The organism is Streptomyces canus 299MFChir4.1 (assembly GCF_000383615.1).
GTDB classification, from domain to species: Bacteria; Actinomycetota; Actinomycetes; order Streptomycetales; family Streptomycetaceae; genus Streptomyces; species Streptomyces canus_C.
This window is the reverse complement of record NZ_KB911584.1, coordinates 375,591-400,324: the sequence shown is the minus strand read 5'-3', so window position 1 is coordinate 400,324 and position 24,734 is coordinate 375,591. Positions and strand designations below refer to the sequence as shown.

Annotated in this window: 21 protein-coding genes; 15 read left to right on the top strand and 6 right to left on the bottom strand. The window is 71.1% G+C overall.

Translation table 11 applies throughout. From position 1 onward, the window contains the following. The first annotated feature begins 101 nt into the window (after window positions 1–101). From H293_RS0109885 to H293_RS0109850, 8 genes are all read left to right on the top strand, one after another. Complete coding sequence (locus H293_RS0109885) at window positions 102–1,055, top strand: helix-turn-helix transcriptional regulator (RefSeq protein ID WP_020117712.1); 954 nt, start codon at window positions 102–104, stop codon at window positions 1,053–1,055. A gap of 19 nt (window positions 1,056–1,074) precedes the next feature. Beyond that, window positions 1,075–2,151, top strand: a complete 1,077-nt coding sequence (locus H293_RS0109880; RefSeq protein WP_020117711.1) for a helix-turn-helix transcriptional regulator — start codon at window positions 1,075–1,077, stop codon at window positions 2,149–2,151. Beyond that, window positions 2,148–2,438, top strand: a complete 291-nt coding sequence (locus tag H293_RS0109875) for a hypothetical protein (protein ID WP_028807709.1) — start codon at window positions 2,148–2,150, stop codon at window positions 2,436–2,438. The genes H293_RS0109880 and H293_RS0109875 overlap by 4 nt, the downstream gene beginning before the upstream one ends. Before the next feature lie 10 nt (window positions 2,439–2,448). Then, window positions 2,449–2,643 (top strand): hypothetical protein, encoded by a 195-nt coding sequence (locus H293_RS0109870; protein WP_020117709.1) that lies wholly within the window; start codon window positions 2,449–2,451, stop codon window positions 2,641–2,643. A gap of 258 nt (window positions 2,644–2,901) precedes the next feature. Next, the gene (gene tatA, locus H293_RS0109865; protein ID WP_020117708.1) at window positions 2,902–3,189 is read left to right on the top strand and encodes a Sec-independent protein translocase subunit TatA; all 288 of its coding nucleotides are present in this window, start codon (window positions 2,902–2,904) and stop codon (window positions 3,187–3,189) included. A gap of 48 nt (window positions 3,190–3,237) precedes the next feature. Continuing rightward, on the top strand, window positions 3,238–4,188 hold the full coding sequence (gene tatC / locus H293_RS0109860) for a twin-arginine translocase subunit TatC (protein WP_028807708.1): 951 nt from the start codon (window positions 3,238–3,240) through the stop codon (window positions 4,186–4,188). A 31-nt stretch (window positions 4,189–4,219) separates the two neighbouring features. Then, window positions 4,220–5,110 carry a diacylglycerol kinase gene (locus tag H293_RS0109855; RefSeq protein WP_020117706.1) on the top strand — a complete coding sequence of 297 codons (891 nt, stop codon included), beginning with the start codon at window positions 4,220–4,222 and terminating at the stop codon, window positions 5,108–5,110. Between the two features lie 40 nt (window positions 5,111–5,150). Further along, the gene (locus H293_RS0109850; protein ID WP_020117705.1) at window positions 5,151–8,012 is read left to right on the top strand and encodes a DEAD/DEAH box helicase; all 2,862 of its coding nucleotides are present in this window, start codon (window positions 5,151–5,153) and stop codon (window positions 8,010–8,012) included. Window positions 8,013–8,064: 52 nt separating this feature from the next. Here H293_RS0109850 and atzF read toward each other — a convergent pair whose 3' ends face one another. From atzF to H293_RS0109830, 4 genes are read right to left on the bottom strand one after another with little or no spacing between them, the layout of a single operon-like run. Next, entirely contained in the window at window positions 8,065–9,726 is a 1,662-nt protein-coding gene (gene atzF / locus H293_RS0109845; RefSeq protein ID WP_020117704.1) for an allophanate hydrolase, read from the bottom strand. A 59-nt stretch (window positions 9,727–9,785) separates the two neighbouring features. Further along, a complete protein-coding gene (locus tag H293_RS0109840; RefSeq protein WP_020117703.1) occupies window positions 9,786–13,397 on the bottom strand; it encodes a 5-oxoprolinase/urea amidolyase family protein in 3,612 nt (1,203 codons plus the stop codon). Next, on the bottom strand, window positions 13,394–14,056 hold the full coding sequence (locus tag H293_RS49295) for an urea amidolyase associated protein UAAP2 (protein WP_020117702.1): 663 nt from the start codon (window positions 14,054–14,056) through the stop codon (window positions 13,394–13,396). Before H293_RS49295 ends, H293_RS0109840 begins: the two co-directional genes overlap by 4 nt. Beyond that, window positions 14,053–14,877: an urea amidolyase associated protein UAAP1 gene (locus H293_RS0109830; RefSeq protein WP_020117701.1), complete on the bottom strand. Its 825-nt coding sequence runs from the start codon at window positions 14,875–14,877 to the stop codon at window positions 14,053–14,055. Before H293_RS0109830 ends, H293_RS49295 begins: the two co-directional genes overlap by 4 nt. A gap of 563 nt (window positions 14,878–15,440) precedes the next feature. Between H293_RS0109830 and H293_RS0109825 the strand changes: the two genes are divergently transcribed. From H293_RS0109825 to H293_RS0109800, 6 genes are all read left to right on the top strand, one after another. Further along, window positions 15,441–16,106 (top strand): TetR/AcrR family transcriptional regulator, encoded by a 666-nt coding sequence (locus H293_RS0109825; protein WP_020117700.1) that lies wholly within the window; start codon window positions 15,441–15,443, stop codon window positions 16,104–16,106. Window positions 16,107–16,355: 249 nt separating this feature from the next. Further along, a complete protein-coding gene (locus H293_RS0109820) occupies window positions 16,356–17,945 on the top strand; it encodes a sensor histidine kinase (protein WP_199790144.1) in 1,590 nt (529 codons plus the stop codon). Next, a complete protein-coding gene (locus tag H293_RS0109815) occupies window positions 17,942–18,349 on the top strand; it encodes a roadblock/LC7 domain-containing protein (protein WP_007380839.1) in 408 nt (135 codons plus the stop codon). The genes H293_RS0109820 and H293_RS0109815 overlap by 4 nt, the downstream gene beginning before the upstream one ends. After that, window positions 18,346–18,768 (top strand): DUF742 domain-containing protein, encoded by a 423-nt coding sequence (locus H293_RS0109810; protein WP_020117698.1) that lies wholly within the window; start codon window positions 18,346–18,348, stop codon window positions 18,766–18,768. The genes H293_RS0109815 and H293_RS0109810 overlap by 4 nt, the downstream gene beginning before the upstream one ends. Then, the gene (locus H293_RS0109805) at window positions 18,749–19,369 is read left to right on the top strand and encodes a GTP-binding protein (protein WP_020117697.1); all 621 of its coding nucleotides are present in this window, start codon (window positions 18,749–18,751) and stop codon (window positions 19,367–19,369) included. Before H293_RS0109810 ends, H293_RS0109805 begins: the two co-directional genes overlap by 20 nt. A 129-nt stretch (window positions 19,370–19,498) precedes the next feature. Next, window positions 19,499–20,953, top strand: a complete 1,455-nt coding sequence (locus tag H293_RS0109800) for a cytochrome P450 (RefSeq protein WP_020117696.1) — start codon at window positions 19,499–19,501, stop codon at window positions 20,951–20,953. Between the two features lie 16 nt (window positions 20,954–20,969). On the opposite strand, the gene H293_RS0109795 is transcribed toward H293_RS0109800, so the two are convergent. Both H293_RS0109795 and H293_RS0109790 read right to left on the bottom strand, forming a co-directional pair. Continuing rightward, window positions 20,970–21,914 (bottom strand): RluA family pseudouridine synthase, encoded by a 945-nt coding sequence (locus tag H293_RS0109795; protein WP_078612550.1) that lies wholly within the window; start codon window positions 21,912–21,914, stop codon window positions 20,970–20,972. Window positions 21,915–22,004: 90 nt separating this feature from the next. Beyond that, window positions 22,005–23,015 carry a terpene synthase family protein gene (locus H293_RS0109790; protein WP_028807706.1) on the bottom strand — a complete coding sequence of 337 codons (1,011 nt, stop codon included), beginning with the start codon at window positions 23,013–23,015 and terminating at the stop codon, window positions 22,005–22,007. A 1,067-nt stretch (window positions 23,016–24,082) separates the two neighbouring features. On the opposite strand from H293_RS0109790, the gene H293_RS0109785 reads away from it, so the two are divergent. Beyond that, complete coding sequence (locus tag H293_RS0109785; protein WP_028807705.1) at window positions 24,083–24,667, top strand: GNAT family N-acetyltransferase; 585 nt, start codon at window positions 24,083–24,085, stop codon at window positions 24,665–24,667. The last annotated feature ends 67 nt before the right edge of the window (window positions 24,668–24,734 follow it).

The following is a 24,734-nucleotide window of genomic DNA, read 5'->3' as shown; positions in this document are numbered from 1 at the left end:
AGGGTCCATGCCTGTCCGGGCATGGGCCCTCGGCTTTTGCCCTGATCCTTCGGGGCGGTACGGTCATCGTCCGTAAGCACCATAGGGAGGCGAAGGCGTCGATGGCCATTGCCAAGGCCGAGCGGCTGATGAACCTGGCGCTGTGTCTGCTCGGGACGCGACGGCCGCTGAGCAAGCGCGAGCTCAGGGAGTCCATCGAGGCCTACCTGGAAGCCAATTCCGACGACTCCTTCAACCGGATGTTCGAGCGCGACAAGGACGATCTGCGCGAACTCGGGCTCGTGATCGAGACCGTTGAGAACCTCGACGGCGAAGTCGGCTATCTCGCCCGCCGGGACAGCAACCGGCTGCCGCCCATCACCCTCGACGCCGAGGAGGCCGCCGCCCTGGGCCTGGCCGCCAAGGTGTGGCAGCAGGCCCGGCTCGCCGGCGCGGCCAGCGGCGCGCTGCAGAAGCTGCGCGCGGCGGGGCTGCCCGAGGACGTCGACCCGTACGAGGCGCATGGCGCCCTGGAGCCGCGCATCCCGGTGCATGAGGCCTCCTTCGAGCCGCTGATGCTCGCGTGCCGTGACCGCCGCCCGGTCGTCTTCGACTACCGAAAGGCCACCGCCGCCCGCCCCGAGCCGCGCCACGTGGAGCCGTGGGCGCTGGAGTGCTGGCGCGGCCACTGGTACCTGGCCGGTTTCGACCGGGACCGGGGCGCCGAGCGGGTGTTCCGGCTCTCCCGGATCACCGGCAAGGTGCGCTCGCGTGGCACCCGGTTCACGGCCCCGGTCCCCGATGTCGTCACCGTCCGCGAGACCGTGGCGAGCTGGGCGGGGGAGACCGCCGACCGCAGCGCGCGGATCCGGCTGCGCACCGGCGCCGGGTACCCCTTGCGGGCGAAGGCCACCTCGGTGCGGGAACTGGGCGACGGCTGGGACGAGTTGGAGATTCCGTACGGCCACGGCCTGGATGCCTGGCTGGTGGAGTTCGGTCCCGACGTGGTGGTCCTGGAGCCCGCCGAGTTGCGGGCCGACGTGGTGGACCGGCTGCGTGCCGTGGCCAAGGGCTGAGGGGGAGCGGAAGAGAACTGTGGCAGGCAAACCGGTCAGGCCCACGAACGCCATCGACCAGACCCGGCGGATGCTCTCGCTGGTGACCTATCTGAAGGAGCGTCCCGGAGCGCGGGTCGAGGACGTGGCCCGCGCCTTCGGGATCACCGAGGACGAGCTGGTCTCCGACCTCGATGTGCTGCCCATGTGCGGCACCAGCTTCCGCGGCGGCGACCTGCTCGACATCGACACCGACGGCGAGCGGATCTGGTGGCACAACCCCGCCGCCCTCGGCGAGGAGACAGCGGAGCCGCTGCGGCTCGCCGCCGACGAGGCGACCGCGCTGCTGGTGGCCGCCCGCGCGGTCTCCACGCTGCCCGGACTCAGGGAGAGCGACCGGCAGGCGCTGCTGCGGGCCACCGCCAAGGTGGAGACCGCGGCCGGGGAACAGGCGGGCGCGAGCTCCCGGCTTTCGGTGACCTTCGAGGCCGAGGGCGGTGTCTTCGCGGACGTCGACCGGGCCATCTCCGAGCGGCGGAGGCTGTGGATCCGCTACTACTCGCCCGCCCGTGACGAGCTCACCGAGCGCGAGATCGACCCGATCCGCCTGGTCAGCGTGGGCCACACCTATGTCGAGGCCTGGTGCCGCCGCTCCGAGGCGCGGCGCACCTTCCGGCTCGACCGGGTCGCCGAGATCAAGATCCTCGACGAGCCGTCCGCGCCGCCCGAGGTCGAGCTCAGGGACCTGTCGGAGGGGCTGGTGCAGCCCGCGGCCGAGGACCCCGAGGTGGTCGTCGAGGTCGGTCCCGGCGGCCGCTGGGTCGCCGAGTACTACCCGCACGACAGTGCGGATGAGCTTTCCGACGGCGGGCTGCGTATTACCCTCCGCACCCCCGACCCGGCATCGCTGCGCAGGCTGGCGCTCCGGCTCGGCCGCGACGGCCGTATCGTCTCGCCGCGCGACCTCGCGGACAGCGCCCGCGAGGCGGCCCGCGAGGCCCTGGCGGCCTACGACGGGGTCGAGGCGCGGGGCGCGCAGGCGGCGGACGCGGGGCGCGACGGTCAGGACGACGGGCCGGGCGACGGTCAGTACGACAGGCGGGAGCAGGGGCTTTGAGCGAGTCGGTGACGTCCGGTGCGGGTATCACGGTGGCTGCCGCCTTCGCAGGCATGAGAAGCGCGGCTCCGGTGACCTTCAAGGCGGGCTGCCCGGACTGCCGGGAGCGGTTCGAGCTGGCCGCCAGCGCTTTCCGCCTCGCCATCGGCGCGACCAGCCGCACCACCTTCTACTCCTTCACCTGCCCCGAGTGCGGTGCGGCCGTCCGCAAGCCCGCCGGCGAGCGGATCGTGGAGCTGCTGACCGGCGGCGGGGTCCGTACGCTGCGGCTGCACTCCACCCTCTAGGCTCGGTGCCATGTTCTGGCCGATGTTCGCGGTAGCTGTGGGTTTCGTGGGTCTCGCCGTACTCTGTGTGCTCGCCGTCCGGGTCTTCCTGGAGGCCCAGCGTCTCGGGCGCCAGGTCGCGGACTCCGCGCAGCGCATCGGCAGGGCCGCGGAGGATCTGGAGCGCGCGGCGGTGAGCACGACCCGTTCTGTCGACTCCCTGTGAATACGGCTGAGAGTTGGGTGTGAGTCGAGCGGCGCATGCGTTTTGGGACACTTCGCCCTGTCATCGTGGCGGGGTCGGCAGGTACGCTGCTGGTCGCGGTCCGGATAACGAGGCTCGGCCGCGAACCGGGAGTACGCACAGGGATTGCCAGGCGTTCACCCCTGAGCGTTACGATCGCTGTCAGGACGACTGATCGGACACATGTCCGACCGGTCGGACAGCACCCCACAAGCCGCCTCGGTGAGAAGGTAAAGACTTATGTTCGGAAGGCTCGGCGCCCCCGAGATCATTCTCATCCTCGTCGTCATCATCCTGCTGTTCGGCGCGAAGAAGCTTCCCGACATGGCGCGCTCGCTCGGCAAGTCCGCTCGCATCCTCAAGAGCGAGGCCAAGGCGATGAAGGACGAGGGCAGCAGCACGGCCACTCCTGCCGGCCCGCCCAACACCGACGAGCAGACCCCGGCTCAGCGCACCATCCAGGCTTCCCCCGGCGACGTGACGAGCTCGCGCCCGGTCTCCGAGCCGACGGACACGACCAAGCGCTGACGCGGGGCCGGTGATCACCGGCCCGCCCGCACGAGATGGGAACGTGGGTTGCTCAAGTCTGCCCGCAAAGAGGAGAGGGATCCCGAGGGGCGGATGCCTCTCGCGGACCACCTTCGTGAGCTCCGCAACCGGCTCGCGAAGGCGATACTGGCCATCGTCGCCATCACGGTCGTCGCCGCCTTCTTCTACAACGACATCATCAACTTGATCACCAAGCCGATCCTCGACTCGGTCGGCTGTGACAAGTCCTTCGCGGAGCTGGCCAAGTCGACGCAGTCGACCAAGCCGTGCGCCGAGATCACGATCAACGGCCTCCTGGCGCCCTTCACGCTGGCCCTGAAGGTGTCGCTGATGGCCGGCGTCGTCGCCGCCTCCCCGGTCTGGCTCTACCAGCTGTGGGCCTTCGTCGCCCCCGGTCTGCACCGGCACGAGAAGAAGTACGCGTACGCGTTCGTCGGCACGGGCGCCCCGCTCTTCCTCGTCGGCGCCTACTTCGCCTACACGGTCCTGCCGACCACGGCGCAGGTGCTGATCGGCTTCACCCCGGGCGGCACCTCCAACCTGCTGCCGCTGGACGACCTGCTCGACCTCGTCCTGCGCATGGTGCTGGTCTTCGGCCTCTCCTTCGAGCTGCCCCTGCTGCTGGTCTTCCTCAACCTCACCGGGTTGATCACCGGCAAGCGCATGCTCGGCTGGTGGCGCGGCATGATCATGGCCATCACCGTGTTCGCGGCCGTCGCCACACCGAGCACCGACCCGCTCACGATGCTGGCGCTCGCCGCGCCGATCTGGGTCCTGTACTTCGCCGCGACCGCGTTCTCCCTGCTCAACGACCGGCGCAGGCGCCGCCGCGAGGCCGAGGGGCCTGACGACGACGAGGCCTCCGACCTGGATCTCACGCCCGAGGACATCGGCGAGGTCGAGACCGTCTCCGCGAGCCGGGCGCTGCCCGAGCAGTCGGGCACGGACCGGGTCAACGGTTATGACGACGTGACCTGACGAGAGGGAAGCGGCTCGTAAGGTCACTTCCGTGACCAGCGAGATCACCCTCTTCGTCAACCCCACCGCGGGCCGCGGCCGGGGCGCCCACGCGGCGCAGCCGGCCGCTTCGGCGTTGCGGGCGGCGGGCTTCGCCGTGCGGACAATACTGGGCGTGGACGCCGCCGACGCCCTCGCACGCGCGCGTGCAGCCGTCACCGGCGGCACCGGCGCTCTGATCGCGGTCGGCGGCGACGGCATGGCCAACCTCGCCCTGCAGGCCGTGGCCGGCACCCGCACCCCCTTCGGTCTGGTCGCCGCCGGCACCGGCAACGACTTCGCCCGAGCACTGGGGCTGCCGGTACGCGACCCCGCCGCCGCGGGCCGGCTCATCGCCGAGGCGCTGAAGCAGGGCCGCGTCCACGACACCGACCTGGGGCAGGCCGGTGACCACTGGTTCGGCACCGTCCTCGCCTCCGGCTTCGACTCCCGCGTCAACGACCGCGGCAACCGGATGAGATGGCCCACCGGCCGCCTCAAGTACGACCTCGCGATGCTCGCCGAACTGGCCGCCTTCCGGCCCCTCCCGTACCGGATCACGCTCGACGAGGGCACCGTCCACGAGGTCGAGGCGACCCTGGTGGCCGTCGGCAACGGATCGTCGTACGGCGGCGGCATGCGGATCTGCCCGGACGCGGACCTCACCGACGGGCTGTTCGACATCACCGTGGTCGGCGACTGCAGCCGTACGACCCTGCTGCGGGTGTTCCCGCGCGTGTACCGGGGCACCCACGTCGACCATCCCAAGGTCACCGTGCTGAAGGCGGCGAAGGTCGAGATCACCGCGGAGGGTGTCACGGGGTACGCGGACGGCGAGCCGCTCGGGCCGCTGCCGCTGAGCGCGCGCTGTGTCCGCGGGGCGGTGTCCGTGGTGGGCCCTTGAACTGCGTGAAGGGCAGGTTTCGCGCACCCCGATCCGGATAATGATCGTCCTGTTGTCAGTGGCGCCGGGTACGCTCGAAAGCACGATGACAGAGGACCTCTCACCGGCCGAGCGGTACGCGGCAGCCCGCCTGCGGGCAGCCGAGCAGGCCACCGCGCTCGCGGGCTTCCGCGAGATGTACGACTTCGGTCTCGACCCCTTCCAGATCGAGGCCTGCAAGGCTCTCGAAGGGGGCAAGGGCGTGCTGGTGGCCGCCCCCACCGGCTCCGGCAAGACGATCGTCGGCGAGTTCGCCGTCCACCTCGCCCTCCAGCAGGGCAAGAAGTGCTTCTACACCACCCCCATCAAGGCGCTGTCCAACCAGAAGTACGCGGACCTCAGCCGCCGTTACGGCGCGGACAAGGTCGGCCTGCTCACCGGCGACAACAGCGTCAACTCCGACGCCCCCGTGGTCGTGATGACCACCGAGGTGCTGCGCAACATGCTTTACGCGGGCTCGCAGACCCTCCTCGGCCTCGGATACGTGGTGATGGACGAGGTGCACTACCTCTCCGACCGCTTCCGGGGCGCCGTATGGGAAGAGGTGATCATCCACCTCCCCGAGTCGGTGACTCTGGTGTCGCTGTCGGCCACCGTGTCCAACGCCGAGGAGTTCGGCGACTGGCTCGACACCGTCCGCGGCGACACCCAGGTGATCGTCTCCGAGCACCGGCCCGTGCCGCTGTTCCAGCACGTGCTCGCCGGACGGCGGATGTACGACCTGTTCGAGGAGGGCGAGGGCAACAAGAAGGCCGTCAACCCCGATCTCGCGCGGCTGGCCCGCATGGAGGCCCAGCGGCCGTCGTACCAGGACCGCCGGCGCGGCCGGGCGATGCGCGAGGCCGACCGGGAGCGCGAGCGGCGGCAGCGGTCGAAGGTGTGGACGCCGAGCCGGCCCGAGGTCATCGAGCGGCTGGACGCCGAGGGGCTGCTGCCCGCCATCACGTTCATCTTCAGCCGCGCCGCGTGCGAGGCGGCCGTACAGCAGTGCCTGTACGCGGGGCTGCGGCTCAACGACGACGAGGCGCGGGGCAAGGTGCGCGCCCTCGTCGAGGAGCGCACCGCGTCGATCCCGCACGAGGACCTCCACGTCCTCGGGTACTACGAGTGGCTGGAAGGCCTGGAGCGCGGTATCGCGGCCCATCACGCGGGCATGCTGCCGACGTTCAAGGAGGTCGTCGAGGAGCTGTTCGTACGCGGCCTGGTCAAGGCCGTGTTCGCGACCGAGACGCTCGCGCTGGGCATCAACATGCCCGCGCGCTCGGTGGTGCTGGAGAAGCTCGTCAAGTGGAACGGCGAACAGCACGCCGACATCACACCCGGTGAGTACACCCAGCTGACGGGGCGTGCGGGCCGGCGCGGCATCGACGTCGAGGGTCACGCGGTGGTGCTGTGGCAGCGCGGGAGCAGCCCCGAGCACCTGGCGGGACTGGCCGGCACGCGCACGTACCCGCTGCGCTCCAGCTTCAAGCCGTCATACAACATGGCGGTCAATCTCGTGGAGCAGTTCGGGCGGCACCGCTCGCGCGAGCTCCTGGAGACGTCGTTCGCGCAGTTCCAGGCCGACAAGTCGGTCGTCGGGATCTCCCGGCAGGTGCACCGCAACGAGGAGGGGCTCGACGGCTACAAGGCCTCCATGACCTGCCACCTCGGCGACTTCGAGGAGTACGCGCGGCTGCGCCGCGAGCTCAAGGACCGCGAGACGGAGCTGGCCCGGCAGGGAGTCTCCCAGCGGCGGGCCGAGGCGGCCGTGGCGTTGGAGAAGCTCAAGCCGGGCGACGTCATCCACGTGCCGACGGGCAAGTACGCGGGTCTCGCGCTGGTACTGGACCCGGGCCTGCCCGCCGGGCGGTCCAACGGCCACCGGGGCTTCGAGCACCACGACGGCCCCCGGCCCCTGGTGCTGACCGCCGAGCGGCAGGTCAAGCGTCTCGCCTCGATGGACTTCCCCGTGCCGGTCGAGGCGTTGGAGCGGATGCGGATCCCCAAGTCCTTCAACCCCCGCTCGCCGCAGTCCCGCCGGGACCTGGCCTCCGCGCTGCGCACCAAGGCCGGGCACATTCCGCCGGAGCGGGCCCGCAAGAAGCGCGCGCAGGCCGCCGACGACCGCGAGATCGCACGGCTGCGGACGGCGATCCGGGCGCACCCCTGCCACGGGTGCGACGACCGCGAGGACCACGCCCGTTGGGCCGAGCGCTATCACCGGCTGCTGCGCGACACCTCGCAGCTGGAGCGGCGCATCGAGGGGCGCACGAACACGATCGCGCGGACCTTCGACCGGATCGTGGCCCTGCTCACCGAGCTGGACTATCTGCGTGCCGACGAGGTCACCGAGCACGGCAAGCGGCTGGCCCGGTTGTACGGCGAGCTCGATCTGCTGGCCAGCGAGTGCCTGCGGGAAGGCGTCTGGGAGGGGCTCGGCCCCGCCGAACTGGCCGCGTGCGTGTCGGCGTTGGTGTACGAGTCCCGCGTGGGCGACGACGCCATGGCGCCCAAGGTGCCGTCCGGCAAGGCCAAGGCCGCGCTCGGCGAGATGGTGCGGATCTGGGGGCGGCTGGACGCCCTGGAGGAGGACTTCCGCATCAACCAGACCGAGGGGGTCGGCCAGCGTGAGCCCGACCTCGGGTTCGCCTGGGCCGCCTACATGTGGGCTTCCGGCAAGGGGCTGGACGAGGTGCTGCGGGAGGCGGAGATGCCGGCCGGGGACTTCGTGCGGTGGTGCAAGCAGGTGATCGACGTGCTGGGGCAGATCTCGGCGGCGGCGCCGGTTTCCGGGGGCGAGGGGTCGACGGTCGCGAAGAACGCGCGCAAGGCTGTTGATCTGTTGCTGCGGGGGGTTGTGGCCTACTCGTCGGTGGGGTGACGGGTTCGGGTGCGGGTGCGTGGGGGGCTGGTCGCGCAGTTCCCCGCGCCCCTTAAAAACCTTGGCTCGGCCGGTGTTGCAGAAAGCTGCGCCAGCCGCCGTATGACGTGATGTCCTCGGCGTTCTCCAGTGCGCTTGGTTCGCACAGGAAGCCGGGGATCCTGGTGCCGTCCGTCAGTTCTACGCTTCCCAAGGCCATGGGGCGGGGCAGGGCCGACAGGAGGCGACCCAGGCCCTCTGCCGGGAGGCGCCACACCTCTGCCTCGATCGCGGCGCCGCCCTCGCCCACGTGGACCAGGCCCGGCTTCGGCGGGACCGTCCGCAAGGCGTGCAGGCGGTACACCGGGGCCGTGGTCGTCGTACGGTCGTAGCGGGCGCCCAGGGACAGCAGTTGGGGGTTGAGCGGCTGGCCCGTCAGGTGGGCGCCGACCACCGCGAGCCGGATCTCCGGCTGGAGCAGGCGTGCGATGCTCGCCAGGCGCTCGTCGGTGTGCGCCGGGCCGATCAGCATCACGCCGAACGGGAGGCCGTTCACCTCGCCCGCCGGGACGGCCGCCGCGGCCAGGTCGAAGAGGTTCGTGGAGTTGGTGAAGCGGCCCAGGCGGGCGTTGGCGCCCAGGGGGTCGGCGGCGACCTCGGCCAGGGTGGGGTGACCGGGGGCGGTGGGCAGGAGCAGGGCGTCCGCGTGGGCCAGTTCCGCCAGGGCCCGGGTGCGGAGTGCGGCCAGGCGGTCCAGGTCGGCGTAGAGCTGGTGGGCCGGGAGATCGCGGGCCCCGGTGATGATGGCGGCGACGGTGGGGTCGAGGGAGTCGTCGCGGGCCGCTGTCGCCTTGTCGACGAAGGCACCCACCGCCGTGTAGCGCTCGGCCACGAACGCGCCCTCGTAGAGCATCGCCGCCGCCTGTGTGAAGGGCGTGAGGTCGAGCTCGCGTACCGACGCGCCGGCCGTGACCAGCTGCTCCACCGCCTGCTCGTACGCCTCGGCCCAGCCCTCGTCCAGTTCGCCGAGCTGCTCGCGTGGCGGGACCGCGATCCGCCAGGGGCCGGGTCGTCGTCCGGGGAGGGCCGGGGCGATGCCGGTCGTCATGTGGGACAGCGCCTGCTCGGCCTCCGGGAGGGTGCGGGCGAAGACCGTCACGCAGTCGATCGAGGCGCAGGCCGGGACGACCCCGGCCGTCGGGACCAGGCCACGGGTGGGCTTGAGCCCGACGATGCCGTTGAAGGCGGCCGGGACCCGGCCGGAGCCCGCCGTGTCGGTGCCGAGCGCGAAGTCGACGATGCCCAGTGCCACGGCGACCGCCGAACCGGAGCTGGAACCGCCGCTCACCCTCGCCGGGTCGTACGCGTTGCGGACCGCGCCGTACGGGGAGCGGGTGCCGACCAGGCCCGTCGCGAACTGGTCCAGGTTCGTGGTGCCGAGCACGATCGCGCCCGCCGCGCGGAGACGGGCGACCACCGGGGCATCGGCCTCGGGACGGTAGGCGTACGACGGACAGCCCGCGGTGGTGGGCAGGCCGGCCACGTCGATGTTGCCCTTGACGGCGAACAGGCGGTCGGCGAGGGGGAGTCGCTCGCCCTGGGCGAGCCGTTCGTCGATCGCCCGGGCCTCCTTCTCGACCTCCTCCCGCGGACGCAGGTCGATCCAGATCTCCGGGCGGTCGACGGCCTCGACGCGGTCGTGGGCGGCACGGACCCGGGTGACGGTGCTGGACATGACGCGCTCCTCTTTCACTGTGCGGGCGTTCACTGGGCGTCCGCTCACTGTGCCGGCGTTCACTGTGCGGGCGGGGCCAGGACGAGCAGTGCCGTCCCCGCCTCCACCTGGTCGCCCGGCCTGGCCAGGATCTCCGCGACCACGCCGGCCGCCGGCGCGTGCACCCTGGACTCCATCTTCATCGCCTCCAGGGCCAGGAGAGGCTGCCCGGCCGCCACCTCGTCACCGGGCTCGACGTTCAACTGCCATACGGAGGCGGCGAATTCGGCCTCGATCAGACGGCCGCCCGGAGGGACCGCGATGTCCATGGGGGCGACGGCCGGCGTGGCCGCCGACTCGGCCCGCGCGAACTCGCCCGCCGCCTCCCACGCGTCCCGCTCCGTGGCGAAGGCCGCCTGCTGGCGCTCCCTGAACTCCGCTATGGGCTCGGCGTGTTCGGCGAGGAAGGCCTGGTACTCGGCGAGCGAGAAGGTGCCCTCCTCGATACGGGGGACGAAGCGGCCGGACGTGATGTCGGCGCGCAGCTCCAGGAGTTCGTCCGCGTCCACCGGGTACCACTTGATGCGGTCGAAGAAGCGCAGCAGCCAGGGCGAGCCCGGCTCGAACGCGCCGCGCTGCTGCCAGGGCGACCACACCTGGGTCGTACGGCCCACGAACTGGTAGCCGCCGGGGCCCTCCATGCCGTAGACACACAGATACGCCCCGCCGATGCCGACGGAGTTCTCCGCCGTCCAGGTGCGTGCCGGGTTGTACTTCGTGGTCACCAGGCGGTGGCGCGGGTCGAGCGGTGTGGCCACCGGGGCGCCGAGGTAGACATCGCCCAGCCCCAGGACCAGGTACTCCGCGTCGAAGACCGTGCGGTAGACGTCGTCCACCGAGGCCAGGCCGTTGACGCGGCGGATGAACTCGATGTTCCACGGGCACCAGGGCGCGTCGTCGCGCACGCCCGCCATGTAGCGGGCGATCGCCTCGCGGGTCGCCGGATCGTCCCAGGAGAGCGGGAGATGGACGGTGCGGGAGGGGACGACCAGTTGGTCGGAGGGCGGGAGCGACGCGGTGATCTCCCGTACGGCGGCGAGCAGTTCGTGCTGGGGCAGCCGGTTCGGGTCCGTGCGGATCTGGAGGGAGCGGATGCCGGGGGTGAGGTCGGTGATGCCGTCCGGGCCCTGTTCGGCCACCGCCTCCATCAGCGCGTGGACGCGCATGCGCAGCGCCAGGTCCAGCTGCATGGGGCCGAATTCGACCAGCACGTTGTCGTCGCCGCTGCGGCGAAACGTGACGTCGCCGTCGCGGGCGAGGATGCCGCCGTCCACGATCGCCGGGCGCACCGAGCCGTCCGTGTGCACCGGGACGAAGCGGACCGTGTCACCGGGGCGCAGCTGGCCCAGCTTCCAGCGCTCGGTGCTGATGACGGTCGCCGGGCACACGAACCCGCCGAGCGAGGGGCCGTCCGGGCCCAGCAGCACCGGCATGTCGCCCGTGTAGTCGACCGCGCCGACCGAGTACGGGGTGTCGTGGATGTTGGACGGGTGCAGTCCGGCCTCGCCGCCGTCGGTGCGGGCCCAGCGGGGCTTGGGGCCGACCAGGCGGACTCCGGTGCGGGCCGAGTTGAAGTGGACCTTCCAGTCGGCGGCGTAGAAGTCGCGGATGTCGTCCTCGGTGAAGAACTCCGGAGCGGCGTGCGGGCCTTCGGCGGCGGCGATGTGCCAGGTGGAGGTGAAGGAGGGGTGGCCGTCCTCGACGGATGTCCTCTCGGCCGGTGCCCGCTCGGTCGTCTCCTTGGCCTGGGTCCCCTCGGCCGGTGTCTCTTCGAGCGGCGTCCCGTCGGCTGGTGTCTCTTCGAGCGGCCTCCCCTCGCCCTGACGTCCCGCGTGCAGTACGTCGCCCGTCCGCAGCGCCCGTCCGCCGTGTCCGCCGAAGCGGCCCAGCGTGAACGTGCTCGCGCTCCCGAGGAAGGCCGGGACGTCGAGGCCGCCCGCGCACAGGACGTACGTCCGCAGACCGTGTTCGGCGGGTGCCCCGACCTCCAGGACTCCGCCCGCGGGCACGGCCACCGGCTCCCACTGCGGCACCGGTGTGCCGTCGAGGGTGACCGGGGCCGGAGCACCCGTCACACAGACGGCCGTGGCGTGGGTGAACCTCAACGACGGTCCCTGCAAGGTGCATTCGAGGCCCGGGGCGCCTTCCGGGTTGCCCAGGGCCCTGTTGCCGAGCCGGAAGGAGCGGTCGTCCATCGGGCCGCTCGGCGGAACACCGACCTGCCAGTAGCCGGTGCGGCCCGGCCAGTCCTGGACCGTGGTGAGGGTGCCGGCGGCCACGACCTCGATGCGCGGGGTCGGGTCCTGGACCCCGGACAGGGTCGCCGTGGAGTGGGCGGCCGTCCTGAAGTCGCTGTCGGCCAGTGCCGACCGGACCAGGCCCAGGTTGGTCTCGATGCCGTCGACACGGGTGCGTGCCAGGGCCTGGTCCAGCCGCTGGAGCGCGTGGGCGCGGTCCGGGCCGTACGCGATGACCTTCGCGAGCATCGGGTCGTACGACGTCGTCACCTCGGTGCCGGTCTCCACCCAGCCGTCGACGCGGACCCCTGTGGGGAATTCGACCCGCGTCAACAGGCCGGCGCTGGGCCGGTGTTCGCGGGAGGGGTCCTCGGCGTAGACGCGGGCCTCCACGGCGTGGCCGCGCGGGGGGCCCGGCTCGCGCACGACGTCCCGCTCGCCCCGGGCCAGGCGGAGCATCCAGGCGACCAGGTCGACGCCGTAGATCTCCTCGGTGACCGGGTGCTCCACCTGGAGACGGGTGTTGACCTCCAGGAAGTAGGCCTCCTCGCGGGCGGCGTCGTAGACGAACTCGACGGTTCCCGCGGAGCGGTAGCCGACGGAAGCGCACAAGTCGCGGGCGCTGTCCGTGAGTTGTGCGCGGACGTGAGCGGGGAGACCGGGCGCGGGAGCCTCCTCCACGACCTTCTGGTTGCGGCGCTGGAGGGAGCAGTCGCGGTCGCCGAAGGTGACGACCGTGCCGTCGCCGTCGCCGAAGACCTGCACCTCGACATGGCGTGCCCGCTCGACGAGCCGTTCCAGGAAGACGCCGGCGGAGGAGAAGGAGGCGGCGGCGACGCGCTGCACCCGGTCCCAGGCGTCGGTCAGCTCGTCGGCGGAGCGGCAGGCCGACATGCCGATGCCGCCGCCACCGCCGGTGGCCTTGAGCATGACGGGATAGCCGATGGCCGCGGCCGCTTCGAGCGCTTCGTCGAGGGAGGGCAGCAGGCCCGTTCCCGGTGCCAGCGGCACCCCCGCCGCCTGCGCCGCGGCCCGCGCGGTGTGCTTCGCGCCGAACAGCTCCAGCTGCTCGGGCGTCGGGCCCACGAACACGATCCCCGCGTCCTCGCAGCGGCGGGCGAACGCGGCGTCCTCGGACAGGAAACCGTAGCCGGGGTGGATCGCGCCCGCGCCCGAGTCCTTGGCCGCCTTCAGCACCAGGTCGGCGTCGAGGTACGACTCCTTCGCGGGCGCCGGGCCGAGGCGTACGGCCTGGTCGGCGAGCCGGACGTGGGGTGCGGACCGGTCGGCGTCGGAGTACACCGCGACGGTCCGCAGGCCCAGTTCGCGGGCCGTGCGGATGATCCGGACCGCTATCTCGCCACGGTTGGCGACGAGGAGGGTGTCGAAGGTCATGCGTCGGCCCCGATCGCGGTCGCTGTGGCCCCGGGCGCGGTCTCCGTGGCTTCGGCCGCACCTTCCGCCGCGGCCTCGATCGTCATCGCGACGGGTGTCGGGTCGAAGCCGTTGCAGGGGTTGTTGATCTGGGGGCAGTTGGAGACGAGGACGAGGACGTCGCGTTCGGCGCGCAGGGTCAGGGTCAGGCCCGGGGCGGAGATGCCGTCGACGATGCCGAGGGTGCCGTCCTTCTCGACCGGCACGTTCATGTACCAGTTGATGTTGGAGACGAGGTCGCGCTTTCCGAGGCCGTGCTTCGAGCCCTCGGCGAGGAAGTTGTCCACGCAGGCGTGCTGCGACCAGGTGTGGTGGCCGTAGCGCAGGGTGTTCGACTCCTTGGAGCAGGCACCGCCGACCGTGTCGTGGCGGCCCACGTCGTCGGCGGTGACCGTCATCAGCGGGGTGTGCTCGTCGGACATCAGCACGCTGCCCGTGGTGAGGAAGATGCCGCCCTGCGCCTGGATGGTGTCGGGGGCGCTGTAGCGGACCGCCGTGTCGTGGGCGTCGTAGACGAGGAAGTCGACGGCCTGGTTGCCGTGCAGGTCGGTGATGGTGAGCGTCTCGCCCTCGCGGATGACGGAGGACCAGGCGGTGCGGGCCGGAACCACGGTCTTCATGCGCGTCCCTTCGAGGCCAGGAATTCGGCGGTGTTCAGGAAGGCGCGGCGGCCTTCGGGGGTGGCGTCCCAGAGGGGGTCGCCGGCGCGGGTGGGCCCGGCGCGCCAGGCGAGGACCTCCAGCGGGGTGCTGACGTAGGCGGGCCGGGGGTCGGCGGGGTGCGGGACGTTCGCGATCAGGACCGTCACGTCCTGTTCGGCGCGGAGGGTGACGCTGCCGCCGGGGCCCGCCGAGCCGGTGAAGTCGAGGCCGCCGTCCTCGCGGATCCGCACGCCCTGGAAGAAGGAGAGGGAGGGCGGGAGATCGCGGGGTTCGAGGCCGTTCTTCGCGGCCGCCAGCTTGAAGAGCTCGCGGCCGGCGGGGGAGGGGCTCTGGGGCGTCCCGTCGCCGTAGCGCGCGGTGTTGCGGACCAGGGTGGAGGTGCCGCACAGGGCGTCGTGGCGGCCGGAGGTGTCGGCGACGACGCTCGCGAGGACGCGGCCCTGGTCGGACAGGAGCAGTTGGCCCTCGCCGAGGTAGGCGTTCCACTGGACCTTCACCGTGTCGGCGACGTTCAGACGCTCCCAGGGGCGGCCCTCCGCGTAGAGGAGGAGGTGGGCGCAGGCGTCTCCGTGGAGGTCGGTGAGGCGGACTTCGGTGCCTCGGGCGAGGACGCGGTGGGTGTAGTTGCCGCCCGCGACGGTCTCCGCCCACACCAGGTGTCCCGCCTCGCAAGGCGGGTCCGGCCAGTCGCCGGCCGGGACGACGGGCATGGCCTCGGTACGGGTGCCCTCCTGTGCGCGGGCGTGGTCTCGGGCTCCGTATGTGGTCTCTGTGGCCATGGCGGACCTCCGGCTCAGGGGGCGGGGTGGGGGTGAGGTGGGGAGGGGCGTTTCTGTCGCTTGACAGAAATTAGGGGCCGGGTAGGTCGGGGGGATTGCCCGGGTGTTGCCGGGTGGTTACCGGGGGCTCACGGGGGTGGGGCGGGGTGCGGCGGGGGCCGGGGGGGCTTGGTCGCGTCCCGCGGTGAAGCCGCTGATGTCACAGCCCTGGCCCCCCGGTGGGTTGCTGTGTGCGTGTCGCTGGGAAGCGGGGGTGGGTCCGGCTGCCCCCGGTGGGTGGCGAGGCGGCCGGTTGGCTGCGGTCGCCGTGCGGCGGGGCTCCGACTTCTCGCTGGAGACCGCGATTGCGGTCGTCTTACGGGACTCGCGACCGCTCCGGCGGTCGTACGGCGGACCCGGGCCGCCCGCCGACTGGTCCTCCAGAACCTGGTGCTCGCGGGCGCCTTCATCACCGTGCTCGTCCTGCGGGACCACCTCCTCGGTCACCTCCCGCTGCCGCCGCCCCGGCGCGCCCGACGATCGCCAGGAGAACGCCGCGCGCCCCGTGTGCGAGGATCGAACGCATGGGTACGACAGGCGGGGCGGCGGAGCCCGGGCGGCGGGTCGGCAGGCCGCGGGCCGATCGGCGGCCGGCCAGCGGGCTGGCTCCGCGCGACGAACTCCTCGTCGCCGCAGCCGAGTTGTTCACCTCGCTGGGCTATGCCGCCACCAGCACCCGGGCCGTCGCCGAGCGCGCGGGCATGCGGCAGGCGTCCATGTACCACTACGTGTCCGGCAAGGAGGAGCTCCTCGCCGAGCTCCTGGAGTCCACCGTCACGCCCTCGCTGGTGTATGCCCGTGAACTGCTCGCGGACGACAAGGTTTCCGCGGAGAGCCGGCTGTGGGAGCTGTGCCGTGCGGACGTCGAGGTGCTGTGCGGCGGGCCGCACAACCTCGGCGGGCTCTATCTGCTGCCCGAGGTGCGCGCCGAGCGGTTCGCCGGCTTCCATGCCGTGCGCGCCGAACTCAAGGACGCCTACCGGCAGTTGCTCGCCGCGACGGCCGCGGGTGGCGCCCTCGCCAAGAGCGAGCTCGATCTCCGCACGGACCTGCTGTTCGGCCTGATCGAGGGCGTGATCCTCGTCCACCGCTCCGACCCCGAGCGCCCCGTCTCCGCCTTCGCGGAGGCGACCGCGGACGCCGCCCTGCGCATCGCCGGAGTCCGGCTCCGGCACCCGGCCGGAGGCTGATCTTCACTCGCCGCGGTGAGGGGTTTTCGCAAGCCTGTACGCCATGACTCGCCGTGTTCGAGTGGTGTCGGAGCGTGCAAATGGGCCGAGGGTACTCCAGTCGCAATGCCCGTTTCAGGCGCTTGCTGAATATGACACGGCGATGATCCGGTCGGACTAAGCTCGCCCGCAGCGCACCGAGTTGATGTGTATTCGTGCGCTTGTTCCCTATATGTGCGACTCCCCGTCGATACGTCTCAGAGGGCCCACATGGTGAGTGTTCAATCCCCCCCAGGACGCCGTGAACTGCCGTATGCGCGCGTGCTGTTGCTTCCCGCCATAGTCATGGCCGCGGTGACCGGGACCGGTGTCGCGCTGGTGCAGCAGCCCGCCAGGGCCGCGGTCGGCTGGTGCGGTGCCGTCGCCACGCTGCTGGTGATCGCGGTGGCGGCCGAAGCCGTCCGGCGCGGTCGGGAACTGCGCGAGCAGCGACTTGAGCACATCCGTCACACGGCTGATCTGAAGCAGCGCATCGCCGACCACGACCAGGACCTGATCCGGTTCGCCAAGGAGATCGCGCCGACCGCGCTGGACTGGCTGCGCCGCGGAAGTTCCCCCGGAGAGGTGATTCGCCGACTCGGTGAGTTCGACCCCTCCTGGGCGCACCTGCCCGAGCCACAGGTCCGGTTGCTCAAGACGGTGCTCACCATCGTCGACACCGAGGAGATCATGCGCGACGCCGCGCAGCGCTCCTTCGTGAACATCGCCCGCCGCGTCCAGGCCATCGTGCACCAACAGGCCAACGAACTGCGGGAGATGGAGGAGGACCACGGCCGCAACCCCGAGGTCTTCGACGACCTCCTGCGCATCGACCACGGCACCGCGCTGATCGGCCGGCTCGCCGACTCCATCTCCGTCCTCGGCGGCGGCCGCCCCGGCCGGCAGTGGCCCGAGCCCGTCGCGCTGTACAGCGTGCTGCGCGGCGCCATGTCCCGGATCCTGGAGTACCGGCGCATCGACCTCTCGTCGATCGCCAAGGTCAACGTCAAGGGCACCGCCGTCGAGCCGGTCATCCACGCCGCGGCCGAACTCCTCGACAACGCCACCCGGTACTCGCCGCCGCAGAGCAAGGTGCACGTCACCGCGACCGAGGTGCAGACCGGCGTCTGCATCGAGATCGAGGACGCCGGCGTCAGCCTCAGCGAGGAGGCCCGGCTGCGGGCCGAGGGCATGCTGGAGCGGGCCAAGGCCGGCGTGGACTTCCAGGACCTCGGCGAGTCGCCGCGCCTCGGCCTCGCCGTCGTGGGCCGGCTCTGCCAGGCGTACGACATGCAGGTCTCCCTGCGTGCCTCCGCGTACGGCGGCGTCCGCGCCATCCTCGTCGTGCCCAGCGACATGCTCACCGACGAGCCCGGCGTCGGACTCGCCCACGGCATCGGCGCCACCGCCGTCCCCAAGGCCGAACTCGGCGCGCTGCCCGGCCCCAAGCGCACGATCAAGAAGCGCCGCCCCACCAGCCCCAAGTTCACGACGCCGGTGTCCATGGAGGACGACGTCCCCGAGGTCACCGAATGGACGGCCAACGGGCTGCCGCAGCGCCGCAGCCGGGTCAAGACCTCGCTCACCCAGCGCTACGCCGAGCAGGCCGAGATCGAACGCGCCGAGCGGGAAGGCCGCCCGACCATCTGGTCGACGGCCGGCCGCGAACCCGAGCCAGAACAGAAGCCGGACGACACCCCGCCGGGCCTGTGGGTCCAGGCGTTCATGGACGGCCTCAAGCGCCCCACCGCTTCCACCGCCAGTCAGCCGACCGACGAACCGGCCCGTACCGAGGCCGAAGATGAGGGGAACCTCAAGTGATCCAGCAGCGAGGCAACTTCGACTGGATGCTCCAGGACCTCGCCAAAGGCGTACCGGGCATCCAGATGATCGTGGTGCTCTCCGCCGACGGCCTGCGCATCGCCCGCCACGGCGGCGACCCGGACACCGCCGACCGCGTCGCCGCGGCCTGCGCGGGCCTGCAGAGCCTGGCGGGCGCCGTCGCCGGGGAGATCCCCGGCAGCGACGGCAAGATGAAGATGGTCCTCATCGAGATCCACGGGGGCTACTTCTACCTGATGGCCGCCGGCCCCAACGCCTATCTCGCGGTGCTCTCCGACATCATCACCGAACCCGGCCACATGAGCGCCCGCATGAGCGATCTGGTCGTCCGCATCGGCGCGCACCTCACCAGTCCGCCCCGCCGCAACGGGCAGACCGTATGACTCCTCCACAACGCCGACGGCGATTCCCCAAGGCCAGTCCGGAACCGGCACCGCAGCCCCCGCAGGAGGGCCAGGACCCACCCGAAGGACCAAAGAAGAACCCCGAGCGGCTGTACGTCATCACCGGCCCCGACGGAACCGAGCGCTCGGAACTCGACCTGGTCACCTTAATCGTGGCGCACGCCGACCCACCGCCCTCCGCCACGCCCGAGCAGGCGGCGCTGCTCAGGCTCTGCACGGCCCCCCTGTCCGTGGCCGAGCTGTCCGCCTATCTCAGCCTGCCGTTCAGCGTGGTGACCGTCCTGCTCACCGAGCTGCTGACGGCCGAACTGGTGACGGCGCGCGCCCCTGTGATCCGCCAGGCGCTGGCCGACCGTTCCCTCCTCGAAGCGGTGATGCATGGACTTCAAAGGCTCTGACACCATCCCCGGTCCGCGAACAGGGGACCACCTGCCCCAGACCGCCCAGGCCGCGGTGAAGATCGTCATCGTCGGCGGCTTCGGCGTCGGCAAGACGACCATGGTCGGCTCGGTCAGCGAGATCAAACCGCTGACCACCGAGGAGACCATGACCCAGGCCGGCATCGGGGTCGACGACAACTACGGATCCGAGACCAAGACGGCCACCACCGTGGCCATGGACTTCGGCCGCATCAGCATCACCGAGCAACTGGTGCTGTACCTCTTCGGAACCCCCGGCCAGGAACGCTTCTGGTTCCTGTGGAACGGCCTGTTCGAAGGCGCGCTCGGGGCGGTGGTCCTGGTGGACACCCGACGCCTCGAAGTCAGCTTCGACGTCATGGACCGCCTGGAGGAACGGGGCGTGCCCTTCGTCGTAGCCGTCAACACCTTCCCCGACGGCCCCCGCCACGCCATCGAGGACCTGCGCAGCGCGCTCGACCTCAGCGCGGACATCCCCATCGTCGAGTGCGATGCGCGCCGGCGGGCGTCGAGCCGGGATGTGCTGATGACCTTGATGCGGTTTCTTCATTCGCTGGCGGTGGAGAGGGCTCCGGTGTGAGCCGAGGCCCGGCCGAGCCGTACTGCCGCACGACCTCTCCCAAGCCCCCGGCCTCACTCGAACCACCCGGGCCGGGGCAGCCCATGACTTTTTTCAGACCAGATCGACCTCAGCTCCGGAGCGACCATCGTGACGCCTGAATCCTTTTCCCCGGCCGGTACGTACGACCCCGCGGGCGCCCCGCCCGGCTGCCCCGCGCACGGCATCGGCCCCGGCGGACTGCGTCGGCTGTACGGTCCCGGGGCGGAGGACCTGGAATCCGTGTACGAGGAACTGCGCACCGAGCACGGAGCCGTGGCCCCCGCGCTCGTGCACGAGGACGTGCCGATCTGGGTGGTCCTCGGCCACAGCGAGAACATGCACCTGGTGCGTACCCCCTCGCACTTCAGCCGAGACACACGGTTGTGGGGCCCCATGCAGGACGGCACCGTCAAGCCGGATCATCCGCTCATGCCGCACCTCGCCTGGCAGCCGTTGTGCTGTCACGCCGAGGGCGACGAGCACCTGCGGCTGCGTGCCGCGGTCAACGGCGCCATCTCGACCATCGACCACCGTGGCGTCCGCCGCCACATCAACCGGGCAACCCAGCACCTGGTCAACAGGTTCTGCGAGCAGGGTCGGGCCGATTTGGTCAGCCAGTTCGCCGAGCGCCTGCCGATGATGGTGATGTGCGAAATCCTCGGCATGCCCGACGAGTACAACGACCGGATCGTCGAGGCGGCCCGCGACCTGCCCAAGGGCACCGAAACAGCCATCGCCAGCAACGAATACATCATGGACGTCCTGATGCGGCTCACCGCTCGCCGCCGGGCCCAACCAGAGGATGACTTCACCAGCCACCTCATCAACCACCCGGCACGGCTCACCGACCAGGAGGTCAGCCAGCACCTGCGACTCGTCCTGATCATCGCGTACGAGAGCACCGCCAATCTCCTGGCCAACGTACTGAGGGTCGTACTCACCGACCCGCGGTTCCGCGCTCAGTTGAACGGCGGCCAGATGACGGTGCCCCAAGCGGTGGAGCAGTCCATGTGGGACGAACCGCCGTTCAGTACTATTCTCGGATATTTTGCCAAGCAGGACGCCGAGTTGGGCGGTCAGCGCATCCGCAAGGGCGACGGTCTGATCCTGGGCATCGCACCGGGCAACGTCGATCCGCGCGTCCGGCCCGACACCAAGGCCAATATGCAGGGCAACCGCTCCCACCTGGCCTTCAGCGGCGGCCCCCACGAGTGCCCGGGTCAGGACATCGGCCGTGCCATCGCCGATGTCGGCGTCGACGCGCTGCTGACCAGGCTCCCCGACGCGGAACTCGCCTGCGACGAGGACGATCTGCAGTGGGAGGAGACCCTCTCCAACCGGCATCTGGTGGCCCTGCCGGTGAAGTTCGCGCCCAGGTCCCAGCAGGACGTCATGGCGCGCCCCGCGCACCCGGCTCCGTCCCAGCGCCGCACCGACTGGCAGGTCAGCACGCCGCAGCGGGAGCCGGTGGCGCCGGAGCCCGTCGCTCCGGCGCCGGTGCCCGAACCCGCCGTACGTCTCGGGGCGTTCCAGCGCCTCCTGCGCTGGTGGCGTGGCGAGTGAACTGAGGGAAGCGGAGTCACCCGGCCGCCCACTCCTCATAGGACGCCCAGGCCCGCAGCACGCGCGGGCTGACGAACCGGTGCTCGCGTCCCGTGATCGGATCGGTGAACTCCAGGATGCGCGCCAGCAGTTGGAGCGGACGTCGGAAGTCGCCGGGCGCCACGGGGGCGGTGACCACCGGATAGAGGGGGTCACCGAGGATCGGCACTCCGAGGGCGCTCATGTGCACTCGGAGCTGGTGCGTCTGCCCGGTACCCGGCGTGAGCCGGTACCGGGCGCGCTGGCCCCGGTGCTCCAGCAACTCGACCCGGCTGACGGCGTTGGGCTCTCCCTCGACCTCCTGGGCGGCCAGGACTCCGCGCTCCTTGACGATGCGGCTGCGCACGGTACGGGGCAGGGGCAGCGCGGGGTCGTAGGGGGCGACGGCTTCGTACTCCTTGGCCACCCGTTTGTCCCGGAACAGCGACTGGTAGGCGCCGCGTTCCTCGGGCCGCACGGTGAACATCACCAGGCCGGCCGTCAGCCGGTCCAGGCGGTGCGCGGCGCCCAGCGCAGGGATGTCCAGTTGCCGGCGCAGCCGTGCCAGGGCCGTCTCGGCGACATGGCTGCCGCGCGGGGTGGTGGCGAGGAAGTGGGGTTTGTCGGCCACCACCAGGTGTTCGTCGCGGTAGATGACGTCGATCGGGAACGGGACCCGCTCCTCGTCGGGCAGTTCCCGGTGGAACCACACGGACATCCCCGGCACGTACGCCATGTCGCGCGGCACCGGACGTCCGGTGGCGTCCACGATCTGGCCCGTCTCCAGCATCCCGTCGATCACCTCGGCCCCGGCCGCGAGCCGCGCCACGAGATGATCCCGCACGGTCGCCCAGGCGTCACCGGGCGGCAACCGCACCCGCACCGGATCGACCCCGTCGCGCTGCGGCAGGGGAGGGGGCGGGGGCGGAGTGTGGCGTCTCATCACGATCAAGCGTACGAGGCGGAACCGACAGCGGCGGCCGGACGCGAGTCGGCAGGGGTGCGACGCGCAGACGGATACCGACCCCGGCTGTCACGATCCGAGCCGCTTCGAGGACCCTTGCCCCGGTGCCGGAGCCTGGTACCGCGTGGCGCTGTCCTGCCAGACGTGGAAACCGGTGAGGTGGTCACGCAACGCCTTCATGACGGCCGCCACCTGCTCGCGATCCTCGTTGTCCAGCCGCAGTTGGTCGCAGAGTTCCGGGAGCTGAGTGGTCTCCAGGTGTTCGTATTCCGACAGCCTGGCCGTGCGCAGCCGCGTGACCGAGGCCGCGGCCTGGTCGATGGTGAGCTCCAGGAACCTGGCGAACACGAGGACGGAGTTGCATGTCTCGTCTTCGTCCTCGACTTCACGCCGGTAGGAGCGGATGTCGTTGTGGAGCGCCTGAATGTCCGTCCAAGCGTCCATCAGCGCACGGAACGGCCGCGAGCGGCGCACGCGGACCGGCACCTCCGCACCTGCCACGTGCTCGGCGAGGCAGACCCCGACCGGGCCGCCGTACGAGCCGCGACGGCGGACAAGGTACTCGGCAGGATCGGGGATCCGCCCATTGCGTATGCATTCCAGCTCCCAGCACTGCCCGTCGGCATATTCCATCTGGGCTTTCAGCATGTCGCGTTTCCAGGCGGTGGACCGGGTCGGGGCCAGCCGTAGCCATATGTCGGCGAGGGACCTCTCGATGGGATTCTCCGGCTCGGGCATCGTACGGGCGGTGCCGTCCAGTGGCATGAACAGCGGAAGCCTGTCGACCATGGCTCGCGCTCCGGCGAGGTCGCGGTCGGCCTTGAATGTGCGCACGAACAGCAGGTCGAGAGCGAACATCCACGCGTACACGTGATACATCAGGAACAACTCGTCCCTTGGCGCGATGGGATAGCACCACGCAGCACATTCGGGGAGTCGGATGGCCGACCACTCGTCCGGAGTGGCTGAGATGGGCAGGAGCTCCATGCTGTAAGTCCATGCGTCGCCGTCGCGGCGCAGCAGGTCGACGCTCGGATTCTCCCGCCACGCGTGCGGTAGCGAGGACGAGGTAATACTCATCGTGCTGATCTCCCGTCGCGTATTCAAGACCTGGAATAGCCAGTCCTTCTCAGGTCCTTCGGCTTGGGTAGAACACGGAATTGACAGGCGTTCCGGGGGTACTGGTACTCGGGACGCGAGAGGGCGTGGGTCACGGTCAGAGTGACGCGCGCCTGGCGACGAGTGTGTGCCCGATCAGTGGAACGGCCCGGGCGACTCGCCTGGAGCAGAGCCATTCATGATGCCCTCCGGTGGCGGAGTCGACGAAGTCCATGAACTACGCGTTGTGTTCCATACGCTGCACCCGCAGCGTGGCTGAACTCGTGCACGAACCCGGCCTCGTCAACTGCGCGCCCTGCGGCCGTGGTCCTCGCGGCGGCAGCCGGACGGTACGGAGAATCAGTGGCCACCACCGCCACGACAGCGTTGTCGGAGGCGAGGTCGTGGATCATCCCTACCTTCCAGTGCCACCAAGGGTTTCGTCAACTGTGCGGGGCTAGTTGACGCTGGTGTCAGGCATCTCGGAGGACGCCTGCGAGGGGCGCGTCGGACGGAGGCCGGTCGAGTGTTCTCGGCGACATTCCGGGCGGCCCGGTCGGTAAGGGATGGGCGCTCGTCCCAGGTAAATTCGCACTGGTACACGGACGCGCCGACCGTGCCGAGCACCTGGGCGTCTCGCGCGGAACACCTTCCCGAGACGCCCCGCCGACCATCGCAGCCATCCGGCCACCACCCTCACCGGCCCGGGTGCGACACCGCTCATGCCCGCACTTCACCCTGACAGCCCACCACTTCGCACCATGCGACGATTTCCGGCCGCGGGCTAGGGGGCGCAGCCCCGGCGCACGGAGCGGATCGCCTGGCCGCCGGATGCACGGCCGCGCATTCCAGGCCATCGATGCGCCGCGGGTACCACCCCCGTTTGCGGCAGTTGGGATGCAAGTTCGTCGCGAGGACGGCACGTCGGTCCCGCGCGGCCGGGACGCGGGCACCGGTCGGCCGGGGGTGGAATGCGGGGTTCCTGCCTCCCTCTCGTCAAGAGGAAAACCCGTTGGGACGGGCACCGTCCGGTTGGCAGGATGCGGGTCATGCCGTACCTCACCGGCCCGGTGCTCGCACCCGGCGCCCTCTCCCGCACCGCCCAGCCCACCCTCCCCACCGGCGACGGCCTGCTCCTGCGCCCCTGGCGGCCCGAGGACGCGCCCGCGGTGCACGCCGCGTTCCAGGATCCGGTGATGCACCAGTGGCACGCCCGTGTCGCCGACTCCGTGGAGGAGGTCGGCGGCTGGATCGAGGAGTGGCGGGAGGCCTGGGCCGGGGAGGAGACCGCTCAGTGGGCCGTGGTGGACGCGGGCACCGATCTGCTGCTCGGCCGGGTGGCCCTGCGCGAGATCCGTCTCGACGACGGGCAGGCCGAGATGGCGTACTGGACGACCACGGAGGCTCGGGGGAAGGGTGTCGCGGCGCGTGCCACGGTCGCCCTGTCCCGCTGGGCTCTCGACGCCGTCGGGTTCCACCGTCTCGAGCTCATGCACGCCGTCCGCAACGAGGCGTCGTGCCGGGTCGCGGCCAAGACGGGCTTCGTTCTGGAAGGGACCAAGCGGAGCGCGGTGCTGCATCCCGACGGTTGGCACGACATGCATCTGCACGCGCGGGTGCGGGGCGACGACTGACGGGCCGTCGGGACGGTATGCGGCCGCCCGTCGAGATGCGGCCGCCCGACGTGAGACGGCCGCCGCG

Coding starts and splice junctions, on each gene's coding strand:
- H293_RS0109885 (WP_020117712.1), top strand. CDS start 102: ATGGCCATTGCCAAGGCCGAGCGGCTGATGAACCTGGCGCTGTGTCTG.
- H293_RS0109870 (WP_020117709.1), top strand. CDS start 2,449: ATGTTCTGGCCGATGTTCGCGGTAGCTGTGGGTTTCGTGGGTCTCGCC.
- tatA (WP_020117708.1), top strand. CDS start 2,902: ATGTTCGGAAGGCTCGGCGCCCCCGAGATCATTCTCATCCTCGTCGTC.
- H293_RS0109850 (WP_020117705.1), top strand. CDS start 5,151: ATGATCGTCCTGTTGTCAGTGGCGCCGGGTACGCTCGAAAGCACGATG.
- atzF (WP_020117704.1), bottom strand. CDS start 9,726: ATGTCCAGCACCGTCACCCGGGTCCGTGCCGCCCACGACCGCGTCGAG.
- H293_RS0109840 (WP_020117703.1), bottom strand. CDS start 13,397: ATGACCTTCGACACCCTCCTCGTCGCCAACCGTGGCGAGATAGCGGTC.
- H293_RS49295 (WP_020117702.1), bottom strand. CDS start 14,056: ATGAAGACCGTGGTTCCGGCCCGCACCGCCTGGTCCTCCGTCATCCGC.
- H293_RS0109830 (WP_020117701.1), bottom strand. CDS start 14,877: ATGGCCACAGAGACCACATACGGAGCCCGAGACCACGCCCGCGCACAG.
- H293_RS0109825 (WP_020117700.1), top strand. CDS start 15,441: ATGGGTACGACAGGCGGGGCGGCGGAGCCCGGGCGGCGGGTCGGCAGG.
- H293_RS0109820 (WP_199790144.1), top strand. CDS start 16,356: ATGGTGAGTGTTCAATCCCCCCCAGGACGCCGTGAACTGCCGTATGCG.
- H293_RS0109810 (WP_020117698.1), top strand. CDS start 18,346: ATGACTCCTCCACAACGCCGACGGCGATTCCCCAAGGCCAGTCCGGAA.
- H293_RS0109805 (WP_020117697.1), top strand. CDS start 18,749: ATGGACTTCAAAGGCTCTGACACCATCCCCGGTCCGCGAACAGGGGAC.
- H293_RS0109795 (WP_078612550.1), bottom strand. CDS start 21,914: ATGAGACGCCACACTCCGCCCCCGCCCCCTCCCCTGCCGCAGCGCGAC.
- H293_RS0109790 (WP_028807706.1), bottom strand. CDS start 23,015: ATGAGTATTACCTCGTCCTCGCTACCGCACGCGTGGCGGGAGAATCCG.
- H293_RS0109785 (WP_028807705.1), top strand. CDS start 24,083: ATGCCGTACCTCACCGGCCCGGTGCTCGCACCCGGCGCCCTCTCCCGC.